23 protein-coding genes are annotated in these 26,296 nt (G+C 40.4%); 13 read left to right on the top strand and 10 right to left on the bottom strand.

Features of this window, described 5'->3' with window-relative positions; all coding sequences use genetic code 11:
• The first annotated feature begins 86 nt into the window (after positions 1-86).
• The 5 genes from ACZ5WS_RS11475 to ACZ5WS_RS11455 are packed head-to-tail and all read left to right on the top strand — an operon-like array spanning position 87 to position 5,122.
• The gene (locus tag ACZ5WS_RS11475; protein WP_464708685.1) at positions 87-899 is read left to right on the top strand and encodes a hypothetical protein; all 813 of its coding nucleotides are present in this window, start codon (positions 87-89) and stop codon (positions 897-899) included.
• Entirely contained in the window at positions 900-1,940 is a 1,041-nt protein-coding gene (locus ACZ5WS_RS11470; protein ID WP_464708684.1) for an ABC transporter substrate-binding protein, read from the top strand.
• The gene (locus ACZ5WS_RS11465; protein WP_131691064.1) at positions 1,940-3,439 is read left to right on the top strand and encodes an ABC transporter permease; all 1,500 of its coding nucleotides are present in this window, start codon (positions 1,940-1,942) and stop codon (positions 3,437-3,439) included. The genes ACZ5WS_RS11470 and ACZ5WS_RS11465 overlap by 1 nt, the downstream gene beginning before the upstream one ends.
• A 12-nt stretch (positions 3,440-3,451) precedes the next feature.
• Positions 3,452-4,462, top strand: coding sequence for an ABC transporter ATP-binding protein (locus ACZ5WS_RS11460; RefSeq protein WP_075169194.1), 1,011 nt, complete (start codon positions 3,452-3,454; stop codon positions 4,460-4,462).
• A gap of 30 nt (positions 4,463-4,492) precedes the next feature.
• Entirely contained in the window at positions 4,493-5,122 is a 630-nt protein-coding gene (locus ACZ5WS_RS11455) for a Vat family streptogramin A O-acetyltransferase (protein ID WP_464708683.1), read from the top strand.
• A gap of 3 nt (positions 5,123-5,125) precedes the next feature.
• Here ACZ5WS_RS11455 and ACZ5WS_RS11450 read toward each other — a convergent pair whose 3' ends face one another.
• Entirely contained in the window at positions 5,126-5,560 is a 435-nt protein-coding gene (locus tag ACZ5WS_RS11450) for an ATP-binding protein (protein ID WP_008113825.1), read from the bottom strand.
• 286 nt (positions 5,561-5,846) lie between these two features.
• Here ACZ5WS_RS11450 and asnS point away from each other — a divergent pair, with 286 nt between their 5' ends.
• Positions 5,847-7,244 carry an asparagine--tRNA ligase gene (asnS, locus tag ACZ5WS_RS11445; protein ID WP_008113822.1) on the top strand — a complete coding sequence of 466 codons (1,398 nt, stop codon included), beginning with the start codon at positions 5,847-5,849 and terminating at the stop codon, positions 7,242-7,244.
• A 126-nt stretch (positions 7,245-7,370) separates the two neighbouring features.
• Here the strand turns inward: asnS and ACZ5WS_RS11440 are convergent, their stop codons facing one another.
• The 3 genes from ACZ5WS_RS11440 to ACZ5WS_RS11430 all read right to left on the bottom strand — a co-directional run bounded on the left by ACZ5WS_RS11440 (position 7,371) and on the right by ACZ5WS_RS11430 (position 10,312).
• Positions 7,371-8,450 carry an acyltransferase family protein gene (locus ACZ5WS_RS11440; RefSeq protein ID WP_464708682.1) on the bottom strand — a complete coding sequence of 360 codons (1,080 nt, stop codon included), beginning with the start codon at positions 8,448-8,450 and terminating at the stop codon, positions 7,371-7,373.
• Positions 8,451-8,635: 185 nt separating this feature from the next.
• Positions 8,636-9,562, bottom strand: coding sequence for an electron transfer flavoprotein subunit alpha/FixB family protein (locus ACZ5WS_RS11435; RefSeq protein ID WP_464708681.1), 927 nt, complete (start codon positions 9,560-9,562; stop codon positions 8,636-8,638).
• Positions 9,563-10,312, bottom strand: coding sequence for an electron transfer flavoprotein subunit beta/FixA family protein (locus ACZ5WS_RS11430; protein WP_464708680.1), 750 nt, complete (start codon positions 10,310-10,312; stop codon positions 9,563-9,565). It lies immediately after the preceding gene.
• A 220-nt stretch (positions 10,313-10,532) separates the two neighbouring features.
• On the opposite strand from ACZ5WS_RS11430, the gene ACZ5WS_RS11425 reads away from it, so the two are divergent.
• The 5 genes from ACZ5WS_RS11425 to ACZ5WS_RS11405 all read left to right on the top strand — a co-directional run bounded on the left by ACZ5WS_RS11425 (position 10,533) and on the right by ACZ5WS_RS11405 (position 16,283).
• Positions 10,533-12,179, top strand: a complete 1,647-nt coding sequence (locus ACZ5WS_RS11425; protein WP_464708679.1) for an electron transfer flavoprotein-ubiquinone oxidoreductase — start codon at positions 10,533-10,535, stop codon at positions 12,177-12,179.
• A 101-nt stretch (positions 12,180-12,280) separates the two neighbouring features.
• The gene (locus ACZ5WS_RS11420) at positions 12,281-12,745 is read left to right on the top strand and encodes an acyl-CoA thioesterase (protein ID WP_008113812.1); all 465 of its coding nucleotides are present in this window, start codon (positions 12,281-12,283) and stop codon (positions 12,743-12,745) included.
• A gap of 245 nt (positions 12,746-12,990) precedes the next feature.
• Positions 12,991-13,560 (top strand): outer membrane beta-barrel protein, encoded by a 570-nt coding sequence (locus ACZ5WS_RS11415; RefSeq protein ID WP_054200983.1) that lies wholly within the window; start codon positions 12,991-12,993, stop codon positions 13,558-13,560.
• Positions 13,561-13,724: 164 nt separating this feature from the next.
• On the top strand, positions 13,725-14,429 hold the full coding sequence (gene tsaA, locus ACZ5WS_RS11410) for a tRNA (N6-threonylcarbamoyladenosine(37)-N6)-methyltransferase TrmO (RefSeq protein ID WP_138569690.1): 705 nt from the start codon (positions 13,725-13,727) through the stop codon (positions 14,427-14,429).
• A 129-nt stretch (positions 14,430-14,558) separates the two neighbouring features.
• Entirely contained in the window at positions 14,559-16,283 is a 1,725-nt protein-coding gene (locus ACZ5WS_RS11405) for a proline--tRNA ligase (RefSeq protein WP_464708678.1), read from the top strand.
• Positions 16,284-16,462: 179 nt separating this feature from the next.
• Here the strand turns inward: ACZ5WS_RS11405 and ACZ5WS_RS11400 are convergent, their stop codons facing one another.
• Genes ACZ5WS_RS11400 through ACZ5WS_RS11390 form a run of 3 tightly spaced genes read right to left on the bottom strand, consistent with a single transcriptional unit; the run spans position 16,463 to position 19,261 of the window.
• On the bottom strand, positions 16,463-17,671 hold the full coding sequence (locus ACZ5WS_RS11400) for an ABC transporter permease (RefSeq protein WP_464708677.1): 1,209 nt from the start codon (positions 17,669-17,671) through the stop codon (positions 16,463-16,465).
• Positions 17,664-18,452, bottom strand: a complete 789-nt coding sequence (locus ACZ5WS_RS11395; protein ID WP_010390097.1) for an ABC transporter ATP-binding protein — start codon at positions 18,450-18,452, stop codon at positions 17,664-17,666. Before ACZ5WS_RS11395 ends, ACZ5WS_RS11400 begins: the two co-directional genes overlap by 8 nt.
• On the bottom strand, positions 18,449-19,261 hold the full coding sequence (locus ACZ5WS_RS11390) for a DUF3025 domain-containing protein (protein WP_464708676.1): 813 nt from the start codon (positions 19,259-19,261) through the stop codon (positions 18,449-18,451). Before ACZ5WS_RS11390 ends, ACZ5WS_RS11395 begins: the two co-directional genes overlap by 4 nt.
• Before the next feature lie 107 nt (positions 19,262-19,368).
• On the opposite strand from ACZ5WS_RS11390, the gene ACZ5WS_RS11385 reads away from it, so the two are divergent.
• Positions 19,369-20,994, top strand: a complete 1,626-nt coding sequence (locus tag ACZ5WS_RS11385; protein WP_464708675.1) for a M28 family metallopeptidase — start codon at positions 19,369-19,371, stop codon at positions 20,992-20,994.
• Between the two features lie 88 nt (positions 20,995-21,082).
• Positions 21,083-22,252: a putative manganese transporter gene (locus tag ACZ5WS_RS11380; RefSeq protein ID WP_464708674.1), complete on the top strand. Its 1,170-nt coding sequence runs from the start codon at positions 21,083-21,085 to the stop codon at positions 22,250-22,252.
• Between the two features lie 100 nt (positions 22,253-22,352).
• Here the strand turns inward: ACZ5WS_RS11380 and ACZ5WS_RS11375 are convergent, their stop codons facing one another.
• From ACZ5WS_RS11375 to ACZ5WS_RS11365, 3 genes are read right to left on the bottom strand one after another with little or no spacing between them, the layout of a single operon-like run.
• Positions 22,353-23,927, bottom strand: coding sequence for a dihydrolipoyllysine-residue acetyltransferase (locus tag ACZ5WS_RS11375; protein ID WP_464708673.1), 1,575 nt, complete (start codon positions 23,925-23,927; stop codon positions 22,353-22,355).
• A gap of 8 nt (positions 23,928-23,935) precedes the next feature.
• The gene (locus ACZ5WS_RS11370) at positions 23,936-24,913 is read right to left on the bottom strand and encodes an alpha-ketoacid dehydrogenase subunit beta (protein WP_010390106.1); all 978 of its coding nucleotides are present in this window, start codon (positions 24,911-24,913) and stop codon (positions 23,936-23,938) included.
• Positions 24,913-26,127, bottom strand: coding sequence for a thiamine pyrophosphate-dependent dehydrogenase E1 component subunit alpha (locus ACZ5WS_RS11365; RefSeq protein ID WP_464708672.1), 1,215 nt, complete (start codon positions 26,125-26,127; stop codon positions 24,913-24,915). The genes ACZ5WS_RS11370 and ACZ5WS_RS11365 overlap by 1 nt, the downstream gene beginning before the upstream one ends.
• Positions 26,128-26,296: the final 169 nt, after the last annotated feature.

Below are 26,296 nucleotides of genomic sequence, written 5' to 3'. Positions count from 1 at the left end.
GGCTTGATTTAGTGTGTTGATCTAAGGGATGTTTAGGGATATGATAATGACTATCATTTACAATAACATTTATGGACTCACTTGCTATGAAAATATTACTTAAGCCTGCCAAGACATTAAGTGCAACTTTTTTACTCGCTTCTGCGATTTTTGCACAACCGGCACTTGCTAACGGCCCAATTGGTGAGCATGTTAATCACCTTCAAGCTAATTTAAAAACCTACAACGAAGACGTTGAGTGGATGGTTTCAAAGGTTGATACCCTAGTAAGCGATTACGAGAAAAAAGGCGCTAAAGCAGTTAATACTGATGACTTAATTGAGTACTGGGAATCGGTTAAATTTCACAGCGCTATAGAAACAAATTACGTTCCTGTATATGCCTCTATATGGCAAGGTTTGTATGGCATAAAAATGGCTATTGATAACAAAAAGCCAGCCTCAGAAGTACGTTTGCAGCAACAAGCAATGAACAATGCTTTATGGCAAGGCCTAGGCGCAGTTAAGTTAGCGGCTCAGTTTCAACAAAAAGGGTTATTAAAAAGCGTTAAAGCCACAGCAACAAAAGAAATGACGCAAAGCGCGACCATTGACGAAATTAAACACAAATTAGACCGAGTGGTTGCTAAATACGCAGAACGTTTAAGCGATGAAGCAACCAGCATAGTTCACGATACTTACTTGCATTTATTTGAAGGCGTTGAAGGCACACTCATTGAGCAAGACGCTAACTTAGTAGAAGTACTTGAAAAAGACTTTAACGTAACCCTACCGCAAACTATTTCAGCTAATAAAACAGTAGACCAAGTACGTGACGTGGTTGTTGATATGCAAACTAAGTTAACCCGTGCACAAGCGCTAATTGAAAAAGCTGAAAAAGCCCGTAAGGATGTATTTTAAGTGGAACGCAGAACCTTTATTCAAGGCTTAGCTGCGTTAGGGATAGCTGGCGCTTTTCCGCTATCGCTTTCACGTGCGTTTGCCGCTGATATTGCCAACCCCGTGTCGGTAGATACATTACCTAAACTTAAAGGCGCATTGACCCTTTATTTAGGGCGTGGTGAAGGTGGCTTATACGAAAACGTTTTACAAGCCATTCAAAAAAAGAACCCGGATTTAGACCTTGCTATTCGACGCGGCCCAACTGCGGCATTGGCTAATACAATTGTTGCCGAAGCTAAAGCGGGTGTTAAACGTGCTGACTTATTTTGGGCTGTAGACTCGGGCGCTATTGGTTTAGTAACCGATGCTGGGCTTGCTAAACCTATGCCTAGTGATTTATCTGCACAGCTACAGCCACAGTTTAGATACGATGAGTGGGCACCTATAACCGGTCGTATACGTACTTTGCCTTTTAATACTGAGCGTTTAACCAAAGAGCAAATTCCAACAAGCATTATGGAAATAGCCGACAGTGATTTAAGTATTGGTTGGGCACCAGCTTATGCTTCTTTTCAATCGTTTGTTACCGCAATGCGAATTTTAGAAGGCGATGATAAAACTGCTAAATGGCTTAAAAAAGTGCAAAAACGCTCAAAAACCTACGCTGGCGAACTCGGTGTAGTAATGGGCGTTGAACGTGGTGAAGTAGATATTGGTTTTGCTAATCACTACTACACGTTACGTTTGAAGTCTGGTAAGCCCGACGCTAAACTTGATCTTGCATTTACAGAGCAAGATGCCGGTTGTTTAGTGAATGCCTCTGGTATTTTATCGCTATCTGACGACCCGCTAGCAACTAACTTTATGCGCTATTTACTCAGCGTTGAAGTACAAAGTTATTTAGCGAGTGAAGCGTATGAAATTCCGCTAGTTAATGGCGTAAAGCAACCTGATGGCTTGCCTAAATTAACCAGTATTTCGCCACCTAAAATAGACTTAACTCAGTTGGCTGACTTACGTCCAACTATTGACTTAATGCGCAGCAGCGGCGTTTTATAATGCGAATACCACCATCTTATCCTATGGCGCTGCTTGCAGCGCTTGTTACCCTTACCCCTATTTTTGTTTTAATAACGCTTGCCAGTGATGCAAGCTCTTTTTTTGATAGTCATAATTTAACTATTTTAGGCAATACCCTGTCGTTAATGGGCTTAACAGTATTAGGCTCAATTTTAATTGGTGTGCCCTTAGCATTTATTAGCGCTTATGTGCAGCTGCCATTTAAAAAGTTTTGGTTAGTAGTATTTGCCGCCCCTTTAGCTATACCAAGTTATATTGGTGCATTTACGCTTTATGCTGCATTTGGCCCTGGTGGTGAAATACATAACTTACTTGGTTTTGAAACCCCTTCTATGTATGGCTTAACTGGCGCCGCCATTGTAATGACCCTATATACCTTCCCATTTGTAATGATGACAACCCGCTCCTCCTTACTCAGTCTTGATGCCAGTATGGTCAATGCAGCTCGTACATTGGGTATGTCGATGACACAAAGCGTGTTTAAAGTTATTTTGCCCCGTGTTGTAAATGGTATTGCTGCGGGCTCGTTACTCGTTGCCTTATATACGCTATCAGACTTTGGTACACCGGCAATGATGCGTCTAGATACCTTCACTCGTGTTATTTACGTAGAATATAACGCCTTTGAACTGAGCCGTGCGGCTATGCTGTCTATGCAGTTAATGGTGATTGTTGGCTTTTTACTAATGATTGAATCGCAAATTAAAACTGCGTCTGAACGCCAAGGCCGGCCCCTTATTTTATTCCCAAAAAAATGGCAATTAGGCGCGATGTTTGCCACCTTTGCACCAATTTTATTACTTGCTATTGGCTTACCACTCGCAGTATTTACACTTTGGCTAATGCGTGATGGTTTTAGTTCGTTTGATTTTAGTATTGCTTGGCACTCTACTTACGCTTCAGCCATTGCAGCTATTGTTACAGTTATTGTGGCTATTCCTGTAGCGCATGCAGCATTAACTGGAAAAGCAGGTAAAGTAATGGAACGCGTTACTTACTTTGGTTTTGGTATTCCGGGGATTGTTATGGGCACAGCGCTTGTATATGGCGGCTTACAACTGCCATTTTTATATCAAACACTGGGCTTGTTGATCATTGCTTATATGCTACGTTTTTTACCGCTTGCGGTTGGCTCTGTGCGTACCAGCACCGAGCACCTTGATCCAAGCTTAGTAAAATCAGCCCGTGTGTTAGGCGCAAGCCCACGTGAAGCTTTCACACGTATTACTTTACCACTGACTATGCGTGGTATTATTGCAGGGGCCGCTTTAGTCTTTTTAGAGTCGATGCGTGAATTAGAAGCCACACTATTATTGGGTCCAACTGGTTTTGAAACCTTATCTACGTATTTATGGCGTGTTTACGAAGCCGGTTATTTTGGCCGCGCAGCAATACCTGGGTTATTGTTGGTGGTGATTTCGGCGGCGGCTTTAGCTATTATGATGTCTGGCGAGAAACGCAACCAGTTTGAACATTAAGGATTTATATAAATGCTATCTGTAAGTCAGTTGTCTATAGATTATGGCAGTAATCGTGTTGTTAGTGACTTAAATTTCACTTTAGGTGAAAGCGAAATTTTAATGCTTGTTGGTCCAACAGGTTGTGGTAAAAGTACTATTTTACAAGCCCTAGCTGGGCTTTTACCAATTAGCGACGGCGAAATTAAAGTTGCTAAATGGACTGCTACACCAAAGCATACTGTAGCCCCTGAAAAACGCAGTGTGGGTATGGTGTTTCAAGACTTTGCGTTGTTTCCCCATTTAACGGTTGAGCAAAATGTGTGTTTTAAACTGAAAGACACAAGCCCTGCCGATCATTGGATAAAGCTACTCGGTTTAGATGCGTTTAGACATAAAAAACCAGCTACACTTTCAGGCGGACAAAAGCAGCGCGTTGCATTAGCGCGCACCCTAGCCCACCAGCCAGACTTTGTATTACTTGATGAACCACTATCAAATTTAGACGCGGCTTTAAAAGACATGCTACGTTGGGATATACGTAATGCGCTTAAAGAAGCCGGCGTACCCGCTATTTGGGTAACGCACGATCAAGAAGAAGCACTTTCGGTGGGCGATCGCGTGGGTGTACTAAAAGGCGGAAAAATACAGCAAATTGATAGCCCAGAGCAATGCTTTAGTGCACCCAATAATCGCTTTGTGGCACGCTTTCTAGGTGAAGCTAGTTTTATAAAAGGAACGCTGAATAACGGCCAAGCACTTACCGATATTGGTAATGTTCCCGCTCATGGTGTTGACTGTGAAAACGGTGAGGTAGAGGTGTTACTTCGTCCAGATGATGTATTATTAGTACAAAGCAGTGTAGGAAATAATGGCGAAGTAATTTGGGTTCGCTTTGAAGGCGGCAGCAGATTATGCGCCATAAAACTAGCCTGTGGTACTGTGGTTACAAGTCGCGTGAGTCATGAAGTAGTGGTAAATCCTGGTGATAACGTACATGTATCGCTTAGTACCTCTCATCCACTGGCGGCATTTAAAAGCTAGCGCTTTATATATTCTACTTTGGAGGAAACTATGAACGGACCAAATCCAAACAATCCATCACCTATGGAAGGGTTTCCTCAAGTAGGTTATTTAAAAAACTTTATCACCTCTGTGAATATAGACGTTGGTGATTATACCTATTACGACGACCCTGATGGCCCTGAAAACTTTGAAAAAAATGTACTTTACCATTTCGATTTTATCGGGGACCGTCTTATCATAGGTAAGTTTTGTGCGATAGCTAAAGACGTTACTTTTATAATGAATGGGGCTAATCATCAAACCTCCGGCTTTTCTACCTATCCATTTTTTATATTTGGTAATGGCTGGGAAAAATCTGCACCTCAACAAGGTGATTTACCTTTTAAGGGAGATACTGAAATAGGTAATGATGTGTGGATAGGTTACAACGCCACCATTATGCCAGGAGTAAAAGTTGGTGATGGTGCCATTATAGCAAGTAAATCTGTGGTAACGTCTGATGTGCCCGCCTATGGCATTGTTGGCGGTAACCCTGCAAAATTGATAAAAAAGCGTTTTGATGATGAGACTATTAATAAACTTCTAGCGATTGCATGGTGGGACTGGAGCAGTGAAAAAATCACCGCTCATTTAGATGCCATTACACACTCTGATATAGACGTATTAGCTAAAATTTAATAATTACCACTCAAACATGTAAGCCATTTTACTAATCGTTTTTAACGGTATGTTATGGCTATTGCGTTTTGCGTATAAGTGTTGCATTGATTTATCTTTCACTTCGCCAACAATCACTTCTTTTACCTGATAGCCTAAAGCAATGGCTGCTTGTGAATAGGCAATAAATTCCCACTTTTTAATATTGGTGTTATCCACTATTACCAGTTCAATGCCTTGTGCTAGGGCATTAATAAAACGCGCCAAGTTTAAATTATGATATTGCGATAATTTAAACTTATCAAAATGGTACTCACCCTGCTCGTTAACAAAGTAATCATCTGTTGAGCAAATAAAATATTGGCTTTCATCTGCACCGGAAAGTTCCTCGGCGAGATTTTGCGCATAATATGACTTACCACTGCCTGGTAGCCCTCGTAAAATAAAAACTTGTTTCATAGCATCCATTTTTTATTAATACGTCAATTCGGTTTATTTACTAATAATGCCACAAATTGATGAAATTTCAGAGCAACAAATGGTAATAGTGGTTATTTAACTGTAAAAATTGGTTAAAAAAACAACGTACCACTAAAAACTTTTAAAGAGTTGCCCACAACAGTTTTTTTATTTTACTTTACTAGGTATTATACAAGGTTCAAGTGCAGTGACCTCAAATGCTAAAAAGCATGAGTAACGCACAGTTAATTTATATAGTTAGGCAACTTATATCATTGGAGTGAAGATGAGCCATTTAGCGATTTCAGAGCTATTAAAAGGCAATGTTGCGGTAGACAGCCAAGTAACCATTAAAGGCTGGATCCGTACACGCCGCGATTCAAAAGCAGGAATATCATTTTTAGCCGTTCATGACGGTTCGTGTTTTGATCCTATTCAAGCGGTAGTTCCTAATTCACTGAATAATTATGATGAAGTTACAAGCTTAACAGCAGGCTGTTCTGTGTCGGTTACCGGTGTATTAGTACAATCAGCAGGACAAGGTCAATCTTTCGAAATTCAAGCTAACTCAGTAACTGTGTTAGGTTGGGTTGAAAACCCAGACACCTACCCAATGTCGGCTAAACGCCACAGCATTGAGTATTTACGTGAACACGCTCACCTTCGCCCTCGCACTAATATGATTGGCGCAGTAACACGTGTCCGTAACTGTTTAGCACAAGCAATCCACCGCTTTTACCATGAGCAAGGGTTTTACTGGATCAGCACCCCAATTATTACTGCAAGTGACTGTGAAGGCGCAGGTGAGATGTTCCGCGTATCAACGCTTGATATGCAAAATCTGCCAATGACGGACAAAGGCGAGATTGATTACAGCGAAGACTTTTTTGGTAAAGAAGCCTTCCTAACGGTATCTGGCCAGCTAAACGGTGAAACATATGCATCAGCTATGTCAAAAATTTACACCTTTGGTCCTACGTTCCGTGCAGAAAATTCAAATACATCTCGCCACTTAGCTGAATTTTGGATGGTAGAGCCAGAAGTTGCGTTTGCTGATTTAGAAGATATCGCAAAACTGGCTGAAAACATGCTTAAGTATGTATTTAAAGCTGTATTAGAAGAGCGCCGTGACGACATGGAATTTTTCGCATTACGTGTTGAAAAAACAGCTATTAGCCGTTTAGAAGAATTTGTTGAAAAAGACTTTGCCCAAGTTGACTACACCGATGCTGTAGAGATTTTAAAAGCGTGTGGCAAGAAATTTGAGTACGACGTTGAATGGGGTGTAGATTTACAGTCTGAGCACGAACGCTACCTAGCTGAAGAACACTTTAAAGCACCGGTTGTTATTAAAAACTACCCGCGTGATATTAAAGCATTCTACATGCGTCAAAATGAAGACGGCAAAACTGTTGCAGCTATGGACGTAGTTGCACCTGGTATTGGTGAGATCATTGGTGGTTCACAACGTGAAGAGCGTCTTGATGTATTAGATGCACGCCTTGAAGAGATGGGCTTAAACAAAGAAGATTACAGCTGGTACCGCGACCTCCGTAAATACGGTAGCGTGCCACACTCTGGCTTTGGTTTAGGTTTTGAGCGTTTAGTTGCTTATGTTACCGGTATGGGTAACGTACGTGATGTTATTGCATTCCCACGTACTAAAGGCAGCGCAACGTACTAAGCTAAGCTTTGTAACGTTAAATAAAAAAACCAACCCGCGGGTTGGTTTTTTATTGTCTGATATATTAATGTGCATAAATACTTGAACAATTTGCCTCCCGCTTAAGGAAGAAAATTGTTATAAATACTAAATCTTTATAAATATTTTTCGTTTATAAAGCATATTCGAAATTACCCATAAGCCAATAACATGCAATAAAGCAAAGGTGAACGATGCCAATTTAGCGCTCATAACCAATGCGAGTTGCTGATACATCCAGTCCCCCAAGTTTAGCTCGCCAATATTTATCAGTGAATAGCTCAGTACCCACACAGCCGATAATACATATATAAACAGTGGGTTTGATCCATACACAATTAATGGATTAACAAGGCGCTCAGGTTTAACAATGTCGCAAAGCCAAACAAAAAATGCCAACACAATACAGGCAATCCCGGATGTGTAAATAACAAAGCTACTAGTCCAAAGTGATTTATTAATTGGCATCACCATTGAGGTTAATTGCCCAATAACAACTGCAACTACACCAATAACTAACAGCCGTTTAATGCTTGCCCACTGGCAACTTGTGCTCGTTAACAGGCGCGTTACTTCAAAACCAAATAAGACACTCACCACAGCGGGTAACGTGCTGATCAGCCCCTCTGGATCAAATGCGAGCCCTTTACCTTGCCATAAATGCGACTCATCTAGTACGGCAATATCAACCGCTCTAACTAGGTTATGTTCGAGTGTATAAGCGTTTTCAGCGCCAACACTTAACAGTAATAACCAATAAGCAACTAAGGTAATAATCGATAGCGTTAACACCCCTCGCCTATTTAAAAACAACACACAGATAGACGCTAAAATATAGGCTATCCCTATACGTTGCAGTACACCTAATATTCTCAAGTTTTCAATATTGGTAGTAAAGGGATAAATATTTAAAGCTAGACCAATGACAAATATAATTGCTCCACGCTTAACTAGTCTTAATACTTGGCTAGCACTGGCTGCACTGTTCGTTTTTTTGAGCGAAAAAAACATCGCAGAGCCAATAATAAACATAAAAAACGGAAAAATTACATCCGTAGGGGTACAGCCATGCCAATCTGCATGAAGTAAAGGGGCATACACATGGGACCACGACCCCGGCGTGTTTACCAGTATCATTAACGCTATGGTTAGCCCACGCATAGCATCAAGTGCTTTATACCTTGTCATTTTGGCTCCTATTTAATAATTTGTATTGCTACAGATGACAACGCTGTCACTTTGTAGTAAAAAAACTTAAATCGCAAGTAATTTAGATAAGTGGAGTTGTTGAATTAAAAAAGCCGCAGAATCAATAATGAAACGGCGGCTTTAAATCAGAATTTGTTACTTTAGGAGCGGTTTATTGCTGTACTTTATAGTGCTTGCTCTAACTGTGGTAAAACATCAAATAAGTCAGCAACTAAACCGTAATCAGCTACTTGGAATATTGGCGCATCAGGGTCTTTATTAATGGCAACAATAACTTTTGAATCTTTCATACCCGCAAGATGCTGAATGGCACCACTAATACCCACAGCAATATATAAATTAGGCGCGACAATTTTACCTGTTTGCCCTACTTGCATATCGTTAGGCACAAAGCCCGCGTCAACCGCTGCACGTGATGCACCAATAGCGGCACCGAGTTTATCGGCAATGCCATTTAATAATGCAAAATTTTCACCATTTTGCATACCACGACCACCCGAAATAACCACATCTGCAGCCGTTAGCTCTGGACGCTCTGATTCAGTTTGTTCAACACTAACAAAACTGCTTAACTGTGAATCAGAGACTGCATCTACAGCGGTTACATTAGATGGAGCTTGCTCGCCTTGTAAATCAAAGCTACTTGCACGTACTGTGATCACTTTTTTACTATCGAGCGATTTAACCGTTGCAATAGCATTACCCGCGTAAATTGGGCGCTTAAATGTATCTGCGTCAATTACGTCAATAATTTCTGAAATTTGCGCTACATCTAATAATGCGGCAACACGCGGCATAAAGTTTTTACCTGTAGTAGTTGCACTTGCCACAACATGGCTGTAACTATCTGCAAGTGATAACACTAGATCTGTCATGCTTTCAGCAAGTTGATGCTCATAAACTGCATTATCAGCAAGTAAAACATTCGCAACACCCTCAATGCTCGCGAGTGACTCACTCATGGCGCCAAGGTTTATGCCTGCTAATAATACATCTACGTCAAAGCCTAATTTTTTAGCGGCATTAATCGTTTTTGAGGTTTCTGGTTTTAAGGCACCGTTATCGTGCTCTGCAATTACAAGAGTTTTCATTTAAATCACCTTTGCCTCTGTTTTAAGTTTTTCTACAAGCTGTGCAACGTCTTCAACAATAATCCCGCCGCTGCGTTTTGCTGGCTCCTCTACACTAACTAATTCAATGCGCGGGGCTAAATCTACACCTAGCGAATCAGCCGCAATAACTTCTAACGGCTTACGTTTGGCTTTCATAATATTAGGTAGCGACGCATAACGTGGCTCATTCAAACGTAAATCGGTGGTGACTATTGCGGGTAAATTAAGTGCAACGGTTTGTAAACCGCCATCAACTTCACGAGTAACATTTACTTTGCCATTTTCAATAACCACTTTAGAAGCAAACGTACCTTGACCACGGTTAGTCAGCGCCGCTAGCATTTGACCTGTTTGATTATTATCAGAATCGATTGACTGTTTTCCTAAAATAACCAGTTCAGGCGATTCTTGTTCAACTACTTTGGCAAGCAATTTTGCTATATGTAAAGACTCTAAATTTTCTTCTGTTTCAACATGAATCGCTTTATCTGCGCCCAAAGCCAGTGCTGTGCGTAATTGTTCTTGAGATGCTTTAGCGCCAATAGTAACAACAACTACTTCGGTTGCAGTACCCGCTTCTTTTAAACGAATCGCTTCTTCCACAGCAATTTCACAAAATGGGTTCATGGCCATTTTTACGTTAGTTAAATCAACACTGCTGTTGTCAGGTTTAACGCGAGCTTTTACGTTGTAGTCGATCACTCTTTTTATTGGTACGAGAACTTTCATAGGGACTCCATAATTATTTAAACCTATAAGCTAACGTCTACGTCAACCTATTTATTTTATGAAATCAGACTACTTCCTGTTGACGTAAACGTCAACCTAAAATAACCTTAAACTATTCACAACCTGTAACGATTAATTTGCATAACAAAGAAACAGGTTGCTTAGCTTACTTTTTGCCAAATAATGCAAAGGTGAGTCCGTCATAGATAAAGAGGTTATTATGATTGAACGCGAAACCATGGAATTTGATGTTGTTGTTGTAGGGGCAGGTCCTGCGGGGCTTTCAACAGCAATTAAACTCGCGCAGCAAGCACAAGAAAAACAACAAGAGTGCATGATATGTGTAGTTGAAAAAGGCTCAGAAGTTGGCGCACATGTATTATCAGGTGCCGTTTTTGAAACCAAAGCACTTGACGAATTACTGCCAAATTGGCAAGAACTCGGCGCTCCTGTTTCGACTAAAGTGGTAAATGATGAGATTTACTGGTTTAACAACGAACATAAAGCAACCTCAATTCCTCACTTTGCTACACCAAATACATTTCATAACAAGGGTAACTACATTGTTTCTATGGGTAATGTATGTCGCTGGTTAGCAGAGCAAGCGGAAAACCTTGGAGTAGAAATATTTCCAGGCTTTAGTGCGCATTCAGTCATTATTGAAGATGATGTTGTAAAAGGCATCATTACTGGCGATATGGGTGTAGATAAAAATGGCAATGAAAAAGACGGTTACATGCCAGGTATGGAGCTACGCGCTAAGTACACAGTATTTGCTGAGGGCTGTCGCGGTCATTTAGGTAAGCAACTGATCAATCAGTTTGCTTTAGACGATGAAAGTTCACCACAGCATTATGGTTTAGGTTTTAAAGAAATTTGGCAAGTTGATGAATCTAAACATCAATTGGGTAAAGTTGTACACGGAACTGGTTGGCCATTAAGCGGTGACACTGGCGGTGGCGCCTTTATGTATCACAGCGAAAACAACCAAGTGGTTGTGGGGTTAATTGTTGATTTAAATTACTCTAACCCACACTTAAGCCCGTTTGATGAATTTCAACGATTAAAATATCACCCTATTTTCAAAAATACACTTGAAGGTGGAGAACGCATTGCCTATGGCGCACGTGCCATTGCAAAAGGCGGTTTACATTCATTACCAAAAATGCACTTCCCAGGTGGTTTATTAGTGGGTTGTGATGCTGGCACGCTTAATTTTGCAAAAATTAAAGGCAATCATACGGCTATGAAGTCAGGCATGATAGCCGCTGAGGTCATTTTTAATGCGCTACAGAACGATTTAGCTAATAATGATTTAACCCAGTACACCGCTGAGTTTAAAAAGTCATGGGCGTATAAAGAGCTGTATCAGTCTCGTAATTTTGGCCCTGCTATGCATACCTTAGGTAAATTTGCAGGCGGCGCATATAACACGCTTGATCAGAATATATTTAAGGGTGCCCTACCGTTTAGCTTTAAAGATAACGTACCTGACCATGCAACTTTAAAAGACGCTAACCAAGCTGAAAAAATTAACTACCCTAAGCCTGATGGCAAACTCAGTTTTGATAAGCTTTCTTCGGTATTTTTATCTAATACTAATCATGAAGAATCGCAGCCGTGTCACTTAAAACTAAAAGATGCATCAATTCCGATTAACGTTAACTTAGTTAAATTTGACGAGCCAGCACAGCGCTACTGCCCTGCCGGCGTTTACGAAGTACAAGAAGTAGAAGGCGAGCAATCCTTTGTGATCAACGCGCAAAACTGTGTGCATTGTAAAACCTGTGATATTAAAGATCCGAGCCAAAATATTACCTGGGTAACTCCCGAAGGTGCTGGTGGCCCCAACTATCCCAATATGTAACAACCTTTCTATAGAAATTATAAACTTATCCTAAATTGCAGGGGCTTCGGCCCCTTTTTTGCGCTATGCTGTTAAGTAATATGAATGAATGAGAGTGTGTTATGGCGTCGTCGAGTGTAATTTTTCGTTTTTTAGCAGAGCCAACCGATGTAAATTTTGGTGGTAAGGTGCATGGCGGTGTGGTCATGAAGTGGATTGACCAAGCGGGTTATGCCTGTGCTGCGGGCTGGAGCGGCCACTACTGTGTAACGGTATCGGTTGCAGGCGTTAAGTTTAGCCGCCCTATCCTAGTTGGCCAAATTGTTGAGGTTGAAGCAAAAATTGCACACACCGGCAAAACCAGCATGCAAATTTTTATTCAAGTTCGCTGTGGCGACCCGAAAACGCAAAACCTAGTTGAAACCAATCACTGTGTTATTAGCTTTGTTGCTATGGATGAAACGGGTTACCCTGTGGCGGTACCAGAATTTAAATCAGTTACCGACGAAGACAAAAAGCTTGAGAACTACGCAATTAAAATGAAACAAATAGCCATTGAAACAGAAAACTTGTTAGATAAAGTTTAATTTAGTTGCTTTTATAGGTATGTAGAAACTACAACAACTTGTAAAAGCTACAATTTTTAATTTTTATGGATTAACTGCACGCTGAACACCTGATTGTTTTGCGTGCCAAAAAAAACAAAAAAGCTCAACAAACACACATAAAGGCCAAATATTATGCGAAATAATACTTGGCACGCTCACTGCAATTAGTAAATCGACGTTTGATGAAATAATTCATCGATATTACTTTTTAAAGGAGCTATATAATGATTAAAACACTTTCTCTTTCTGCACTTGCTTTAGCAACACTGGGTTTTAATTCAGCGGCACAAGCTGATGTTACCGACATGGACTCTCCGCGTATTTACACTGGTATTGGTTATGGCCAATATTCATTTCAGTTTGAAGATAGCGAAAACGACACCGACTTTGATGACGACGCGCAAATGTTAAAAGGTTACATTGGTACCCAATTTAATGAACATTTAAGTCTTGAGCTTGCCTATCTAAATTTTGATGAAGTGAGTGATATAGACAGCAAAGCTGAAATTGATGGCGTATCGTTAGCAGCACGTTTTGCAGCGCCTATTACTGAAGACTTTTCTGTTTATGCAAAAGGTGGTTGGTTTGAATGGGATGCAGACGTTACTCAAGAACTACCGGTTGGCAGCATCAGCGCATCTCAAGATGGCGGCGACGTGTTTTACGGTGCAGGTATTGAATATGCATTTACAACCAATATGCAAGTGCGTTTAGAGTATGAGCGTTATGAATTAGAAGATGATATTGATCCAGAAATGGATGTTGCGTCAGTATCATTCCAATACATGTTTTAATAATAGCTCAATTATTAAAACGTTAGGTAAGGCTATTTTTAGCCTTACCTTTTTTATTTCACATTTAAACCTATCAGTCTAAAAATCCCCCACCAAATTAAGCTAATGCCAGCAACGTCAATAAAAGGTAGAATAACGCTCTATTTTTTCTATAACCGAGCATTATGAGCGATTATCAAATTTCGGCTATTGGCCATATTCAATCTCCGTATAAACAAAAATTTGCCATTCCTAGGCAACCTAGATTAGTACCCGAGGCTAAAGCCAAACTGATTTTTGCCAAAGAATTTAATCGTGAAGAGTTTGTTCGCGGATTAGATGAATTTAGCCATATTTGGCTGTTATTTCGTTTTCATGAAACTGCTGATAAAGGCTATTCAGCAATGGTGCGCCCGCCGCGCCTTGGCGGTAATGAGCGTAAAGGCGTATTTGCTACTCGAGCAACTTTTCGTCCAAATGCCATTGGCATGAGTGCAGTAAAGTTAGAGGGAATTGAATACAAGAACGGTCAGTTAGCGTTATTGCTCACCGGTATTGATTTACTTGATGGCACGCCCATTGTAGATATAAAGCCTTATTTACCCTATTCAGACTCATTACCGGATGCAAGCGCTGGATTTGCAGATACGCGCCCAGAAACTCAAATGAGTGTTGAATTTAGCCAGCAAGCTTTAGAATTTATAAATAAACAAAGCCACTACCCTGAGCTACAAGCGTTTATTAGTAATGTGCTAAAACAAGATCCACGCCCTGCCTACAAAAAGCAAAAACAAGGCGTGCAAAGCTATGGTATGAATTTGTATGAATACAATATTACTTGGCAAGTGACTGATTCTCATCATCTGGTTACTCATATTGAGCTCAGTTAAGCTAACTTTAAAGCCCTGCTATGGCTATAAAATTCGATAAAAAATCACTTAGCGCTTTAGTGTCAATGCAACCGCTGGTAAACTGAGCGCCTTAATTAAAAGAACATATCACTCTATTTCGGAAAAAACATGCGTACTAGTCAATATATACTCGCTACACTTAAAGAAACGCCATCCGATGCGGAAATTGTCTCGCATCAATTAATGCTTAGAGCCGGAATGATCCGTCGCGTCGCTTCGGGTTTATACACTTGGCTTCCCTCTGGCTTACGTGTGCTAAGAAAAGTAGAAAACATAGTACGCGAAGAAATGGATAAAGCCGGCGCAATTGAAATGCTTATGCCTGTTATTCAGCCTGCTGATTTATGGGAAGAGTCTGGCCGCTGGAGTGAGTTTGGTCCTGAGTTAATGCGCTTTACCGACCGTCATAATCGTGAATTTGCTATGGGCCCTACCCATGAAGAAGTGATCACCGATTTTGTTCGTAAAGAAATTAACAGCTACAAACAACTACCAATTACTTTGTACCAAGTACAAACTAAAGTACGTGATGAGCGCCGCCCACGTTTTGGTGTTATGCGTGCCCGTGAATTTACTATGAAAGATGCCTACTCATTCCATTTAACCGATGAATGTTTAGATGCAACGTATCAAGTAATGCACAAAGCCTACTGTAATATTTTTGAACGTTTAGGCTTAGATTACCGCCCAGTAATTGCAGATACAGGCTCTATTGGCGGTAGTGTATCGCATGAGTTCCATGTACTTGCTGAATCTGGCGAAGACGCCATTGCTTTTAGTGATACCAGCGACTATGCCGCTAATATTGAAAAAGCCGAAGCATTAGCGCCAACTGAAGTGCGCCCACAAGCAAGCAAAGAGTTAAAAGCATTCCCAACGCCTGATGCAAAAACAATTAATGAGCTTAAAAAACACTATGGCGTAAAACCCCATCGCGGTGTTAAAACATTAGTGGTTTACGGTACCCCTAATGAAGACGGCGTACGCGGCCTAGTTGCATTAGTACTACGTGGCGATCATGAACTAAATGAACTTAAAGCTGAAAAGCATCCACTGGTTGATTCTCCACTTGAAATGGCAACCGAAGCAGATATTGTTGCTGCCATTGGCGCAAAACCAGGCTCTTTAGGGCCTGTTGGCTTAAACATGCCTATTATTGTTGATAGAACAGCGAATGTAATGGCTGATTTTGTAGCCGGTGCCAACAAAGATGATGAGCACTTTAGTGGCATTAACTGGGATCGCGACGTAACAAACTACGAAGTTGCTGATATCCGTAATATTGTAGAAGGCGATCCTAGCCCATGTGGCCAAGGCACGTTACAAATTAAGCGCGGTATTGAAGTGGGTCATATTTTCCAGCTAGGTACTAAGTACTCAGAAGCATTAAAAGCAGGTGTACTAAGCGAGTCAGGTAAAAACCAAATAATGACTATGGGCTGTTATGGAATTGGTGTATCACGTATTGTTGCTGCAGCTATTGAGCAAAATAACGATCAATACGGTATTACATGGCCTAAAACCATAGCTCCTTTCGATTTAGCAATTGTGCCAATGAATATGCATAAATCGCATCGTATTCCTGATATTGCTAATAACCTCTATCAAGGTTTAAAAGATGCAGGTTTGGACGTGTTATTTGATGACCGTAAAGAGCGCCCTGGTGTTATGTTTAACGACATGGAATTACTTGGTGTACCTTACACGCTTGTCATTGGTGAGCGTAACCTTGATGAGAATAAGGTAGAACTTAAAAACCGTCGCACCGGTGAAAAACTTATGATAGATATTGATAGCGCAATTGAAACTATTAAAGCGCAATTTAACGCATAAGCTTAAAGTTAATTAAAAAACCGCTGTATGGTTTTTCATACAGCGGTTTTTTATTGATTGCTTATCTAGTAATCTTCAAACACAGAGCTTAAATTAAGCAAATAGCACTGTCTCATAATTAATAATTTATAAAAAAAGGTCGCTGTGCGACCTTTTTATATACCTTGCAATTTAGATGGTTATCTAAACAACACGTCTTCGCGGTTAAACCATTTAACACAAAATGCTAGTAGCGCACCAGCTATCAGTGCCGTAGCCAAAAATATTAATCCCACCAGCGTGTAATCGACTGTGCCTTTAATAATTTCTTTAATCGCTAAGGCGACGTTAGTAACCGGAATAAAGGCTGTTTTAGCGGTCAGTTCCATATTAGGCATAATGGAGATAATAATTGGGAAAAATACCACCATACTTAATGGCGTCATGTAATTTTGCGCTTCTTTAAACGAACGTGCATAGATTGATATAGCCAATGCTAATGCAGAAAAAATAGCTGCAATTGGTAATAACAATACAAAAATCATCAGCAAGTCTGTAATACCTAATGTACTAAACGCGGCTTTAATAAACTCTAGATCAGCAAATGCGAGTGCTAATGCTATCCAACACCCCATACTAATCACGGTGATAGTAGTTGATGCGATTGAGGTAGTAAGCAGTGTTATAAATTTACCCAATACTAACTCTGTACGGGTAATTGGCGTAAGTAGTAAGGTTTCTAACGTGCCACGTTCTTTTTCGCCGGCGCCTAAATCAATTGCTGGGTAAGTTGCCCCCATTAGCACTAGCGGGATAAGTAAATAAGGTAAAAACCCACCCACTTTTTCACCTAAGTTTTCACGTTTGTCTGCTGTATCTACTTTAATCACATTAATTGGCTTTAAAATAGATTCTTGAGCGCTTTTATCAATACCAAAACTTAATAGTTTACTTTCTTGAAGTGTATCGCTGTATTCTTTAGCAAGCTCTTTTACTCGCTCAAATAAGAAGTTAATTGATTTTGAATCATTAAATACAACTTGCCATTCACTTTGCTTTTTATCATCTAATGTTTGTACTGCGTCGCTTGGTAAGTATATCCCCATGTCGATATCGCCAGCAGTTACCCCTGCTTTTAGCTCCTCAACACTATTAAAGGTTTTATCGCCTTTATATAATTCAAAGCTTTTATGATAAAACACTTTATCAGTAAATTCTGGGGCAAAGTCGCCATTGATAATTGCATAGGTATTTACCTTTTGCTCTGCATCAAGCGCAGCTTGAGAAGAGATAAACGCAACCACAGCAAATAACAACGGAAAAACCACTATCGGAAATACCACAACAAACAACAAGGTTTTTTTATCGCGTAGCAGCTCTGTTAATTCCTTTTTAAAAACTTCAAACATCTTGCTTCTCCGTTAATATGTTCATAAACGCTTGGTTCAATTCTTCGCTGTTACCCGCTTGTTTAAATTCAGCGAGCGTGCCATCAAAACAACTTACACCTTCATTAATAACCGCTACACGGTCGCATAAAAGTGCAACTTCATCTAAATGGTGCGTTGAGAAAATAACCGGAGTTCCTTGTGCTTTTAAGCCTTTAATAAAATTAATTACTGTTTGCGTGGTCATAATATCAAGCCCGGTAGTTGGCTCATCAAGAATAACAACGTCTGGGTGATGCACCACAGCACGCGCTATATTGGCTTTTTGTTTCATACCGGTTGATAAGTTTTCAGCGCGCTTATCAATAAATTTATGCATATCGAGTAAGGTAAATAACTCTTCACAACGTGCCTTGATCGCTTGCTTACTCATGCCATGTAGCTTTGCAAAATATTCGATATTTTCTTTTACCGTTAAACGGCCATATAAACCAGTAGAGCCAGACAAAAACCCAATAGATTTACGCCCAATGAGTGGCTTTTTAATTATGTCATTTCCGGCAATAGTAATACTGCCATCATCCGGTTTTAAAGCGGTTGAAATCATTCTTAAGGTGGTGGTTTTACCCGCACCATTAGGGCCCAGTAGCCCCAGCACTTCGCCTTTAGCACAGCTAAAGCTGACATTTTTAACCGAGTGAAAAAAGTCTTTATCTTCGCGTGGGTCTACTTCATCTGTTTTATTTTTTTTATGATCTTTAGTGAGCTTAAACTTCTTCTTAAGCGCTGTGACTTCTATCATTTTCGTGTCCTTCGTTTCGGTCTAAAATAGTCCGTGTTGTCGTAAAATGATGAATTGTTATTCTCCTCAAACCAACCAGGAACACCTAATAAGGGTAAGGGTGAAAGCTGTTTATTATCGGCTAAACAATCATCATTTTTAATCATCTCATAAAGTCGCTGATCTAGGTACTGGTACTGAGTTACTAAATCTTTACAAAATATTTCATCGGGTACATTCACAAATAATGCTTTTCCTGTGAGCCCAATATAAGGTTTGGTCAACATTTCGTAATTAGCGTGGCCAAACATGAATGGCGCTATAGTTTTACCCCACTGCTCTCTATGCATTATAAATGCTGTTTTCCATTGGTGGTCTCTTAAGCATGCTTTCCAATTTGAATCACTAATAGCTAAAACTACGCCACACTCGTCAAACAGGGTTAATGCGTTACGATGTTTACTGCGTTGTTTTAAACCATGCACTGCTATTTCATCTACATGACGCTGATTGATTAGAGCTTTTGTTTTTGGGAATAAACACCAAATAAAACCACCAAACAGATCATGCCAATTTTGCTGGCGAGTAGGTACTTCCCCAGTTTCAAAAATAACTTGTTCATAATAGCGCTCAGAAAAGTCAACCTTTGCATCATCGACAAAACGAATGGGCAGATTATTTGCGTTTATGGCATTTAAGTACGGGGCAAAATACGCAGGTTCTGGCCAGTCTGTTTGTTGATGAATTTTAAACAGCTGACGTAAGTGAGCAAATGCTCCTGTGTTTAGGCTCGTTGCTTGAAATTGTTCTGGGGGAGTAAAACGCTTCATTGTTACCTTTACTGTACATTTTTATCCCTAACAGTTTACCGCAAAAACTGGTTCTAATTAACAGAAGTTCATATACTAGGGCCACTTAGAACAAAAAAAGAGCCAATATGAAACGTTATTTTTCTTTGACCTTAATCACAACAGCGATTCTAGCGGGTTGTGCAACAACAAGTATCACTTCTGACGATGTCGCGAAAGGCTATAACAGCATTCAAGCCGATGAAATTGCAAAGCATGTAAAAGTGTTAGCTTCTGATGAATTTGGTGGTCGTGCTCCTTCATCTAAAGGTGAAAAGCTCACGCTTGACTACTTAACAAAAGAATTTACTGCATTGGGCTTTGAACCGGGTAATGGTGATAGTTTTTTCCAAGAAGTCCCGCTTGTATCATTAGAAGCAGACTCTGACATGGTGCTTAATATTGGCGGTAAAGACTACCAATACAAAAAAGACATGGTTATGGGTAGTAGCCGCATCAGTGCACAAGAAGGAATTGAAAATTCAGAGCTGGTATTTGTCGGCTACGGTGTTAACGCACCTGAATATAACTGGAATGATTACGAAGGCCTAGATGTTAAGGGCAAAACCGTCGTAATGCTGGTAAACGACCCTGGTTTTGCAACTAAAGATCCTGATTTATTTACCGGTGATGCCATGACCTACTATGGCCGTTGGACTTATAAATACGAAGAAGCAAGCCGTCAAGGTGCAGCGGGCGCTATTATCATTCATGAAACGGCACCGGCGTCTTACCCTTGGTCAGTAGTTGAAAACTCGTGGAGTGGCGAGCAGTTTGGTTTTGTAAAAGATAATAACAACATGGATCGTGTTGCTGTTGAAGGTTGGGTTACTGTTGATGTAGCAAAAGAGCTATTTACTAAAGCAGGCCTTGATTTTGATACTGCTAAAGCAGAAGCAGCTAAAGGCGCTTACCATGTAGATATGGGCGATTTAGCTGCCACTGTGAATGTAAAAAATACCATCAAAAAATCGGTATCTTATAACTTTATTGCCACTCTTCCTGGTAGTAAAACGCCAGATGAGCATATTATTTACTCTGCGCATTGGGATCATTTAGGAACGGATAAAAATCGTAAAGGCGATCAAATTTATAATGGTGCCCACGATAATGCGACAGGTACAGCCGGTATGATCGAAGTAGCTGAAGCCTTTACTAAACTAGGTAAACGCCCTGACCGCTCTATGACCTTTTTAGCGGTAACCGCTGAAGAACAAGGTTTGCTTGGCTCAAAATATTACGCCGCTAACCCGGTTATTCCGGCAAATAAAACCGTTGCTAATATTAATATGGATAGCTTAAACCTATTAGGAAAAGTAAAAGATATTAGTGTGGTGGGTATTGGTAAATCGCAAATGGATGAGCTATTAGCTACTGCTGCAAAAGAGCAAGGCAGAACAGTATCAGGCGACCCTAAGCCATCTTCAGGTGGGTACTACCGCTCTGATCACTTTGCCTTTGCCAATATGGGCGTACCTGCTATGTATGCTGGTGGTGGTTCAGAAGCGTTTGATGAAGAAACGGCTAATTATCGCAAGCGTATGAGTTTAGTATTGCGCGGTTGTTACCACCAGCCTTGTGATAGATATCGTGATGAGTGGGATTTATCAGGTGCGGTTCAAGATTTACAACTATTTTATAAAGTAGGTTTTGATATTTCACAGCAAACTCAATGGCCTACTTGGAATGAAAACTCAGAGTTTCAACGTAAATAAGCGTTTTCAAGCAACCACTCAAATGATATTGATTATCATTTAATAAAATAGTACAGTGCGATCTAGTTTTTTAATTAGGTCGTACTGTATGTTTTTAACAGAACATTTAGGAGTTATTTCGCCAGCTGCAAAACGTGTTTTTCATCAAAATAAACGCCTAATTTTACCCCTGTTAATTTTAGTCTGTTTAGCCCTGCCCAGCTTACGCACTATAACAATCACTGCACTCAGTGATGCTTTTTTTCAAGTCAGTGTGTTTGTTGCTGCGACCCTATTTATTTACTACTACGCGATTGATCATTTACCCCAACTAGAACTTCGTTATCTAAATGCTAAGTCTCCTGTGTTAGAGGTCAGCTTTGCTGCATTTTTAGGAATGCTGCCAGGCTGTGGTGGTGCAATCATTGTGGTTACCCAATTTACTAAGGGACAAGCCAGCTTTGGGGCTATTGTTGCGGTATTAACGGCTACAATGGGTGATGCCGCATTTTTATTATTAGCTACCCGCCCTACTGACGGCTTAACAATAATGGCAATAGGCTTAGTCGTTGGAACGCTAACAGGCTTACTGGTTAATAAACTGCATAAAACAGGTTATTTATGCCCTACCAATCAAAAGCAAACACAACCAGTGACTGTATTGCCAACCAAAATAATAAAGTTGAGCAAGCCTATTTGGTTAATTGCTATTATTCCTGGATTAGTGATTGCTTTTGTACTGGCGTTTAATATTGATTTAAGCCAATTTGGCAATCATGTAGTAAATGCGGTCAGTTTTTTTGGCGCATTAATGGCATTGTTTGTGGTGTTTATGTGGGCGCTATCATCAAAAGGTGAAAGCTACAAGGAAGTGACCTCAGAAGATGATGTATGCAGTCCGCCTTCAAAAATAACAAAAGTACTGCAAGATACTCATTTTGTAACCGCGTGGGTGGTTGCCTCCTTTGTGTTATTTGAACTACTGGTGAGCGTGTTTGGTCTTGATTTAAAAACATGGTTTTTAAATTATGCCTATTTAGCACCTTTAATTGCGGTATTAATTGGCTTCTTACCCGGTTGTGGACCGCAAATCATTGTCACCACGTTATACATTCAAGGTGTGATACCGTTTAGTGCTTTAGCAGCGAACGCTATTTCCAACGATGGCGATGCGCTTTTCCCTGCCATTGCTATGGCACCCAGAGCGGCCATTATTGCCACACTATATACCGCAGTTCCGGCGTTATTAGTGGGTTATGGACTGTATTTTTTCAGCTAAATTGAACTACCTTTTATTGAATTAATTTACTTTTCAAGATATAAAAAACCAGCTAATTAGCTGGTTTTATTTATTTATATTAATAATTTAATGAAAAAGATTAGCGCATTGCCATCATCATTTTAGCTGGCTGCTCTAAGTATTCTTTCCATAAATTATTAAAGCGCGCTATCGTGCCGCCATCAATTACACGGTGATCACCTGACCAGCTTACTTGCATAATTGCACGTGAAACCACCTGCCCTTGCTGATCAAAGCGTGGAAGGTGCTGTAATTTACCAAGTGCAACAATCGCGACTTCTGGCTTATTTATGATTGGCGTTGCAATAGTGCCGCCAATCGCACCAATGTTAGAAATGCTAATAGTGCCACCTTTTAAATCATCAGGTGCAACTCGCCCTTCGCGAGCAGAATCAGTAAGCTGAGTTAAACTGTTAGCAACCTCTACAATGCTTTTAGTTTGACAAGCTTTAATATTAGGCACTAATAAGCCCACTTTAGAATCTACCGCAACCCCAATATTATGATCGTCATAGTAAGTAATTTCGCTACAATCATCATTTACTTTTGAGTTAAGTACTGGAAATTGACTCATTGCCAACGATAACGCCTTAATAAAAAACGGCATCATAGTTAACTTAACGCCCTGAGCTTTATATTGCTCTTTCAGATCAGTTCTAAGTGCAATTAAATCAGTTAAGTCAATTTCATCACTGTAGGTAAAATGTGGAATAGTAGAAACCGACGCTACCATTTGTTTAGCCATGGCCGCTTTAATACCTTTAATCGCTTCTGTTCGCGTTCCACCTGTGCTCGTTACATGTTCAGTGCTGCTGGTTTTTTTACTCTCAGAAGCTTGTGGTTTATTAAGCTCAGAAGTATCCATACCAGATGGCACTTCATTTTTTATAAACGCTTCAATATCTTGTTTATAAATACGACCATTTTTACCACTGCCTGGTACGCAAGTTAAATCTACATCAAGCTCTCGCGCTTTACGTCTAACCGCAGGTGAGGCAACTGCTTTTTCGTTAACAATCGCAGTTTGTGGTTGTGTTTGTTTAGCCGGTGAATCGGTAGTTGCATTGCTTTGTGCTTTTACGACCGCTTGATTAACATCAACATCTTCTTTTGCGGCTTGACCTGCTATGGTCATTTGAAACAACGGGCTATGTACTTTGGCAATTTCACCTTTTTGATAATATAGCTTTTGTACAGTACCGGTATATTTAGCCGGTATCTGTACCAACGCTTTATCAGTCATTACATCACAAACAGCTTGGTCTTCTTCAATCTCATCGCCTTCTGCTACTAACCACTCTACAATTTCACACTCAACAATACCTTCACCAATATCGGGTAAGATAAAATCTTCTAAGTGTTCACGAGTAGATGTTGGTGCAGATGATGTTTCAGTCTTTTCGCTGGGTGCTTCCCCGGCAACATCCATTGCAAATAACGGCGCATGTACTTTAGCAATATCGCCTTTTTTGCAATGTAGCTTAGTGATCACCCCATCATGTACCGCAGGAATTTGCACTAAGGCTTTATCTGTCATCACATCACAAATAGGCTGATCTTCTTTTACTGTATCACCTTCTTGCACCAGCCATTCGACTACTTCGCATTCAACAATGCCTTCACCAATGTCAGGTAATATAAAATCTTTAGCCATGGAAACCCCTAAAAGTTCACTGATTGTTTAATTGCGGCCATTACTTTCAATGCATCTGGAACATATTCTTTTTCAAGCGCCAGCGGATATGGTGTATCTAAACCACAGACACGTAAAATAGGCGACTCTAAATGTAAGAAACACTCTTGAGCGATAGTTGCCGCAATTTCAGCGCCAAAACCATTGGTAATAGGTGCTTCATGACTAACAATAAGACGGCCTGTTTTTGTCACTGACTTAGCAATCGTTTCAACATCCCATGGTAGAATACTGCGAAGGTCAATTACCTCACAGCTTATACCTTGTTCGCTGGCTTGTTTAGCAGCTGCTTCTACAATTTCCATTTGTGCCCCCCACGCCAATAAAGTAACGTCAGTGCCCTCTTGAACCACTTCGGCTTTGCCTAGTTCAATGCTGTAATCTTCTTCTGGCACTTCACCCGTAGATGCACGATATAAGCGTTTTGGCTCAAAAAATAGCACTGGGTTATCGTCTTTAATACATGCGCGAAGTAAGCCTTTAGCTTGATAAGGATTACGCGGCACGACAATTTTTAACCCTGGCGTATGAGCAAAATATGCTTCTGGTGATTGCGAGTGATACAAACCACCAGCAATACCGCCGCCGTATGGTGTTCGTATTGTTAGATTACCCACGTTAAATTCATTACCGCTACGGTAACGAAACTTAGCAGATTCATTCACAATTTGATCAAACGCAGGAAAGATGTAATCAGCAAATTGAATCTCAGCAAGCGCTGGTGCACCAAATGCGGCCAATCCGTTAGCAAAACCTAAAATGCCTTGCTCTGTAAGCGGCGTGTTGAATACTCGGTGCTTACCGTATTTTTCTTGTAAGCCTGATGTTGCTCTAAAAACACCGCCAAAATAACCAACGTCTTCACCAAAAATACACGCTTGAGGGTGCTCATTCATAGTGATATCTAAAGCAGAATTAATTGCATGTAGCATGTTCATTTTAGCCATTACTTAATTCTCCCTGCTGTTGTTGGATAGGCATCATGATGGGCTTTTATATGTGTTTTAAGCTCATCATATTGGCGTTGTAAAGATGGAATTGGCGTATCGTACACATCAGAAATCAGCTCTTCTAAGGCTGGTTTATCAATTACTTCAGCGCGTTTAAGTGCCGCCAAAATATCATCACGAATTGTTTCTTTCGCTTTTATATCTTCTGCGTCATCTAACCAGTTTTGTTTTACTAGCCATTTTCTAAAGCGCTCTATTGGGCACGCTTTATAGTTTGCTTCTTCATCTTTTGAACGGTAGCCACTAGGATCATCTGACGTTGAGTGCGCGCCTAAACGATAAGCTATCGATTCAATAAGTACAGGTTCACCTTGGGTTGCTGCAATTTCTCGGGCTTTTTTAGTTGCTGCATAAACAGCGAGTGCATCGCTGCCATCAACACGTATGGTTTTAATACCATACCCTACGCCACGCGATGCAATACCATCACCTTTAAATTGTTCATCAGCTGGGGTAGAAATAGCATAACCATTGTTACGTGCAAAAAAGATAACCGGTGCCTTGTGCACTGCAGCCATGTTAAGACCTGCGTGGAAATCACCTTCTGAAGCGGCACCTTCACCAAAGTAACAAATGGTGACGTTATCAATAGTGCTTGCTAGTTCACCTGTTTTAGCATCGATATGTTTTACTTTTTGACCGTATGCATAACCGGTGGCCTGTGGGATTTGAGTTCCTAATGGCGATGAAATTGTCATGTAGTTAAGTGCTTTAGAACCGTAATGGATCGGCATTTGACGGCCTTTACCAAGATCTAACTCATTAGAAAACATCTGATTCATAAATTGGTCAAGCGTAAAACCACGGTAGTGCAACGCCGCTTGCTCACGGTATTGCGCCATAATCATATCATCTTGATCAAGGGCTGCCGCAGAGGCTGTTACCGCCGCTTCTTCACCTAAACACTGCATGTAAAAGCTAACACGGCCTTGGCGTTGAGCACCCTGCATACGTTCATCCAATAAACGAATAAAACGCATGGTTTCGTATAATTTAATAGCGGTTTGTTTAGAAATGTCAGGTGCAGGAGCACTAGGATGAATGTCGCCGTCCTCAGTTAAAATACTAAGGGTTGGAATATTAAGCGCGTGACCGTCGATAAACTCAAGCTCATGGTTAATATTCAGCGATACGTTATTGGGATTACTCATAACCTACCTTCTCTTGTTGTCGGTATCACAGTGCCCCTTTAAATTATTATTATGGGTGATTGTTGCTGAATAAACTTTGCAACATCTGCACTGTATTTAATTAAAGCTGCCAACACTTTACGTTAACGTAAAGTGTTATTCAACAAAACTGTGACCAAACAAAAGTAAA

Source organism: Pseudoalteromonas sp. 11L1 (assembly GCF_055397545.1).
The sequence above is the reverse complement of the archived record's forward strand: the minus strand, read 5'-3'. Positions and strand labels throughout refer to the sequence as shown.

What these genes read in the sequence shown, in the direction of transcription:
- ACZ5WS_RS11475 (WP_464708685.1), top strand. Translation starts at nt 87, where the DNA reads ATGAAAATATTACTTAAGCCTGCCAAGACATTAAGTGCAACTTTTTTA.
- ACZ5WS_RS11465 (WP_131691064.1), top strand. Translation starts at nt 1,940, where the DNA reads ATGCGAATACCACCATCTTATCCTATGGCGCTGCTTGCAGCGCTTGTT.
- ACZ5WS_RS11460 (WP_075169194.1), top strand. Translation starts at nt 3,452, where the DNA reads ATGCTATCTGTAAGTCAGTTGTCTATAGATTATGGCAGTAATCGTGTT.
- ACZ5WS_RS11455 (WP_464708683.1), top strand. Translation starts at nt 4,493, where the DNA reads ATGAACGGACCAAATCCAAACAATCCATCACCTATGGAAGGGTTTCCT.
- ACZ5WS_RS11450 (WP_008113825.1), bottom strand. Translation starts at nt 5,560, where the DNA reads ATGAAACAAGTTTTTATTTTACGAGGGCTACCAGGCAGTGGTAAGTCA.
- asnS (WP_008113822.1), top strand. Translation starts at nt 5,847, where the DNA reads ATGAGCCATTTAGCGATTTCAGAGCTATTAAAAGGCAATGTTGCGGTA.
- ACZ5WS_RS11440 (WP_464708682.1), bottom strand. Translation starts at nt 8,450, where the DNA reads ATGACAAGGTATAAAGCACTTGATGCTATGCGTGGGCTAACCATAGCG.
- ACZ5WS_RS11435 (WP_464708681.1), bottom strand. Translation starts at nt 9,562, where the DNA reads ATGAAAACTCTTGTAATTGCAGAGCACGATAACGGTGCCTTAAAACCA.
- ACZ5WS_RS11430 (WP_464708680.1), bottom strand. Translation starts at nt 10,312, where the DNA reads ATGAAAGTTCTCGTACCAATAAAAAGAGTGATCGACTACAACGTAAAA.
- ACZ5WS_RS11425 (WP_464708679.1), top strand. Translation starts at nt 10,533, where the DNA reads ATGATTGAACGCGAAACCATGGAATTTGATGTTGTTGTTGTAGGGGCA.
- ACZ5WS_RS11420 (WP_008113812.1), top strand. Translation starts at nt 12,281, where the DNA reads ATGGCGTCGTCGAGTGTAATTTTTCGTTTTTTAGCAGAGCCAACCGAT.
- ACZ5WS_RS11415 (WP_054200983.1), top strand. Translation starts at nt 12,991, where the DNA reads ATGATTAAAACACTTTCTCTTTCTGCACTTGCTTTAGCAACACTGGGT.
- tsaA (WP_138569690.1), top strand. Translation starts at nt 13,725, where the DNA reads ATGAGCGATTATCAAATTTCGGCTATTGGCCATATTCAATCTCCGTAT.
- ACZ5WS_RS11405 (WP_464708678.1), top strand. Translation starts at nt 14,559, where the DNA reads ATGCGTACTAGTCAATATATACTCGCTACACTTAAAGAAACGCCATCC.
- ACZ5WS_RS11400 (WP_464708677.1), bottom strand. Translation starts at nt 17,671, where the DNA reads ATGTTTGAAGTTTTTAAAAAGGAATTAACAGAGCTGCTACGCGATAAA.
- ACZ5WS_RS11395 (WP_010390097.1), bottom strand. Translation starts at nt 18,452, where the DNA reads ATGATAGAAGTCACAGCGCTTAAGAAGAAGTTTAAGCTCACTAAAGAT.
- ACZ5WS_RS11390 (WP_464708676.1), bottom strand. Translation starts at nt 19,261, where the DNA reads ATGAAGCGTTTTACTCCCCCAGAACAATTTCAAGCAACGAGCCTAAAC.
- ACZ5WS_RS11385 (WP_464708675.1), top strand. Translation starts at nt 19,369, where the DNA reads ATGAAACGTTATTTTTCTTTGACCTTAATCACAACAGCGATTCTAGCG.
- ACZ5WS_RS11380 (WP_464708674.1), top strand. Translation starts at nt 21,083, where the DNA reads ATGTTTTTAACAGAACATTTAGGAGTTATTTCGCCAGCTGCAAAACGT.
- ACZ5WS_RS11375 (WP_464708673.1), bottom strand. Translation starts at nt 23,927, where the DNA reads ATGGCTAAAGATTTTATATTACCTGACATTGGTGAAGGCATTGTTGAA.
- ACZ5WS_RS11370 (WP_010390106.1), bottom strand. Translation starts at nt 24,913, where the DNA reads ATGGCTAAAATGAACATGCTACATGCAATTAATTCTGCTTTAGATATC.
- ACZ5WS_RS11365 (WP_464708672.1), bottom strand. Translation starts at nt 26,127, where the DNA reads ATGAGTAATCCCAATAACGTATCGCTGAATATTAACCATGAGCTTGAG.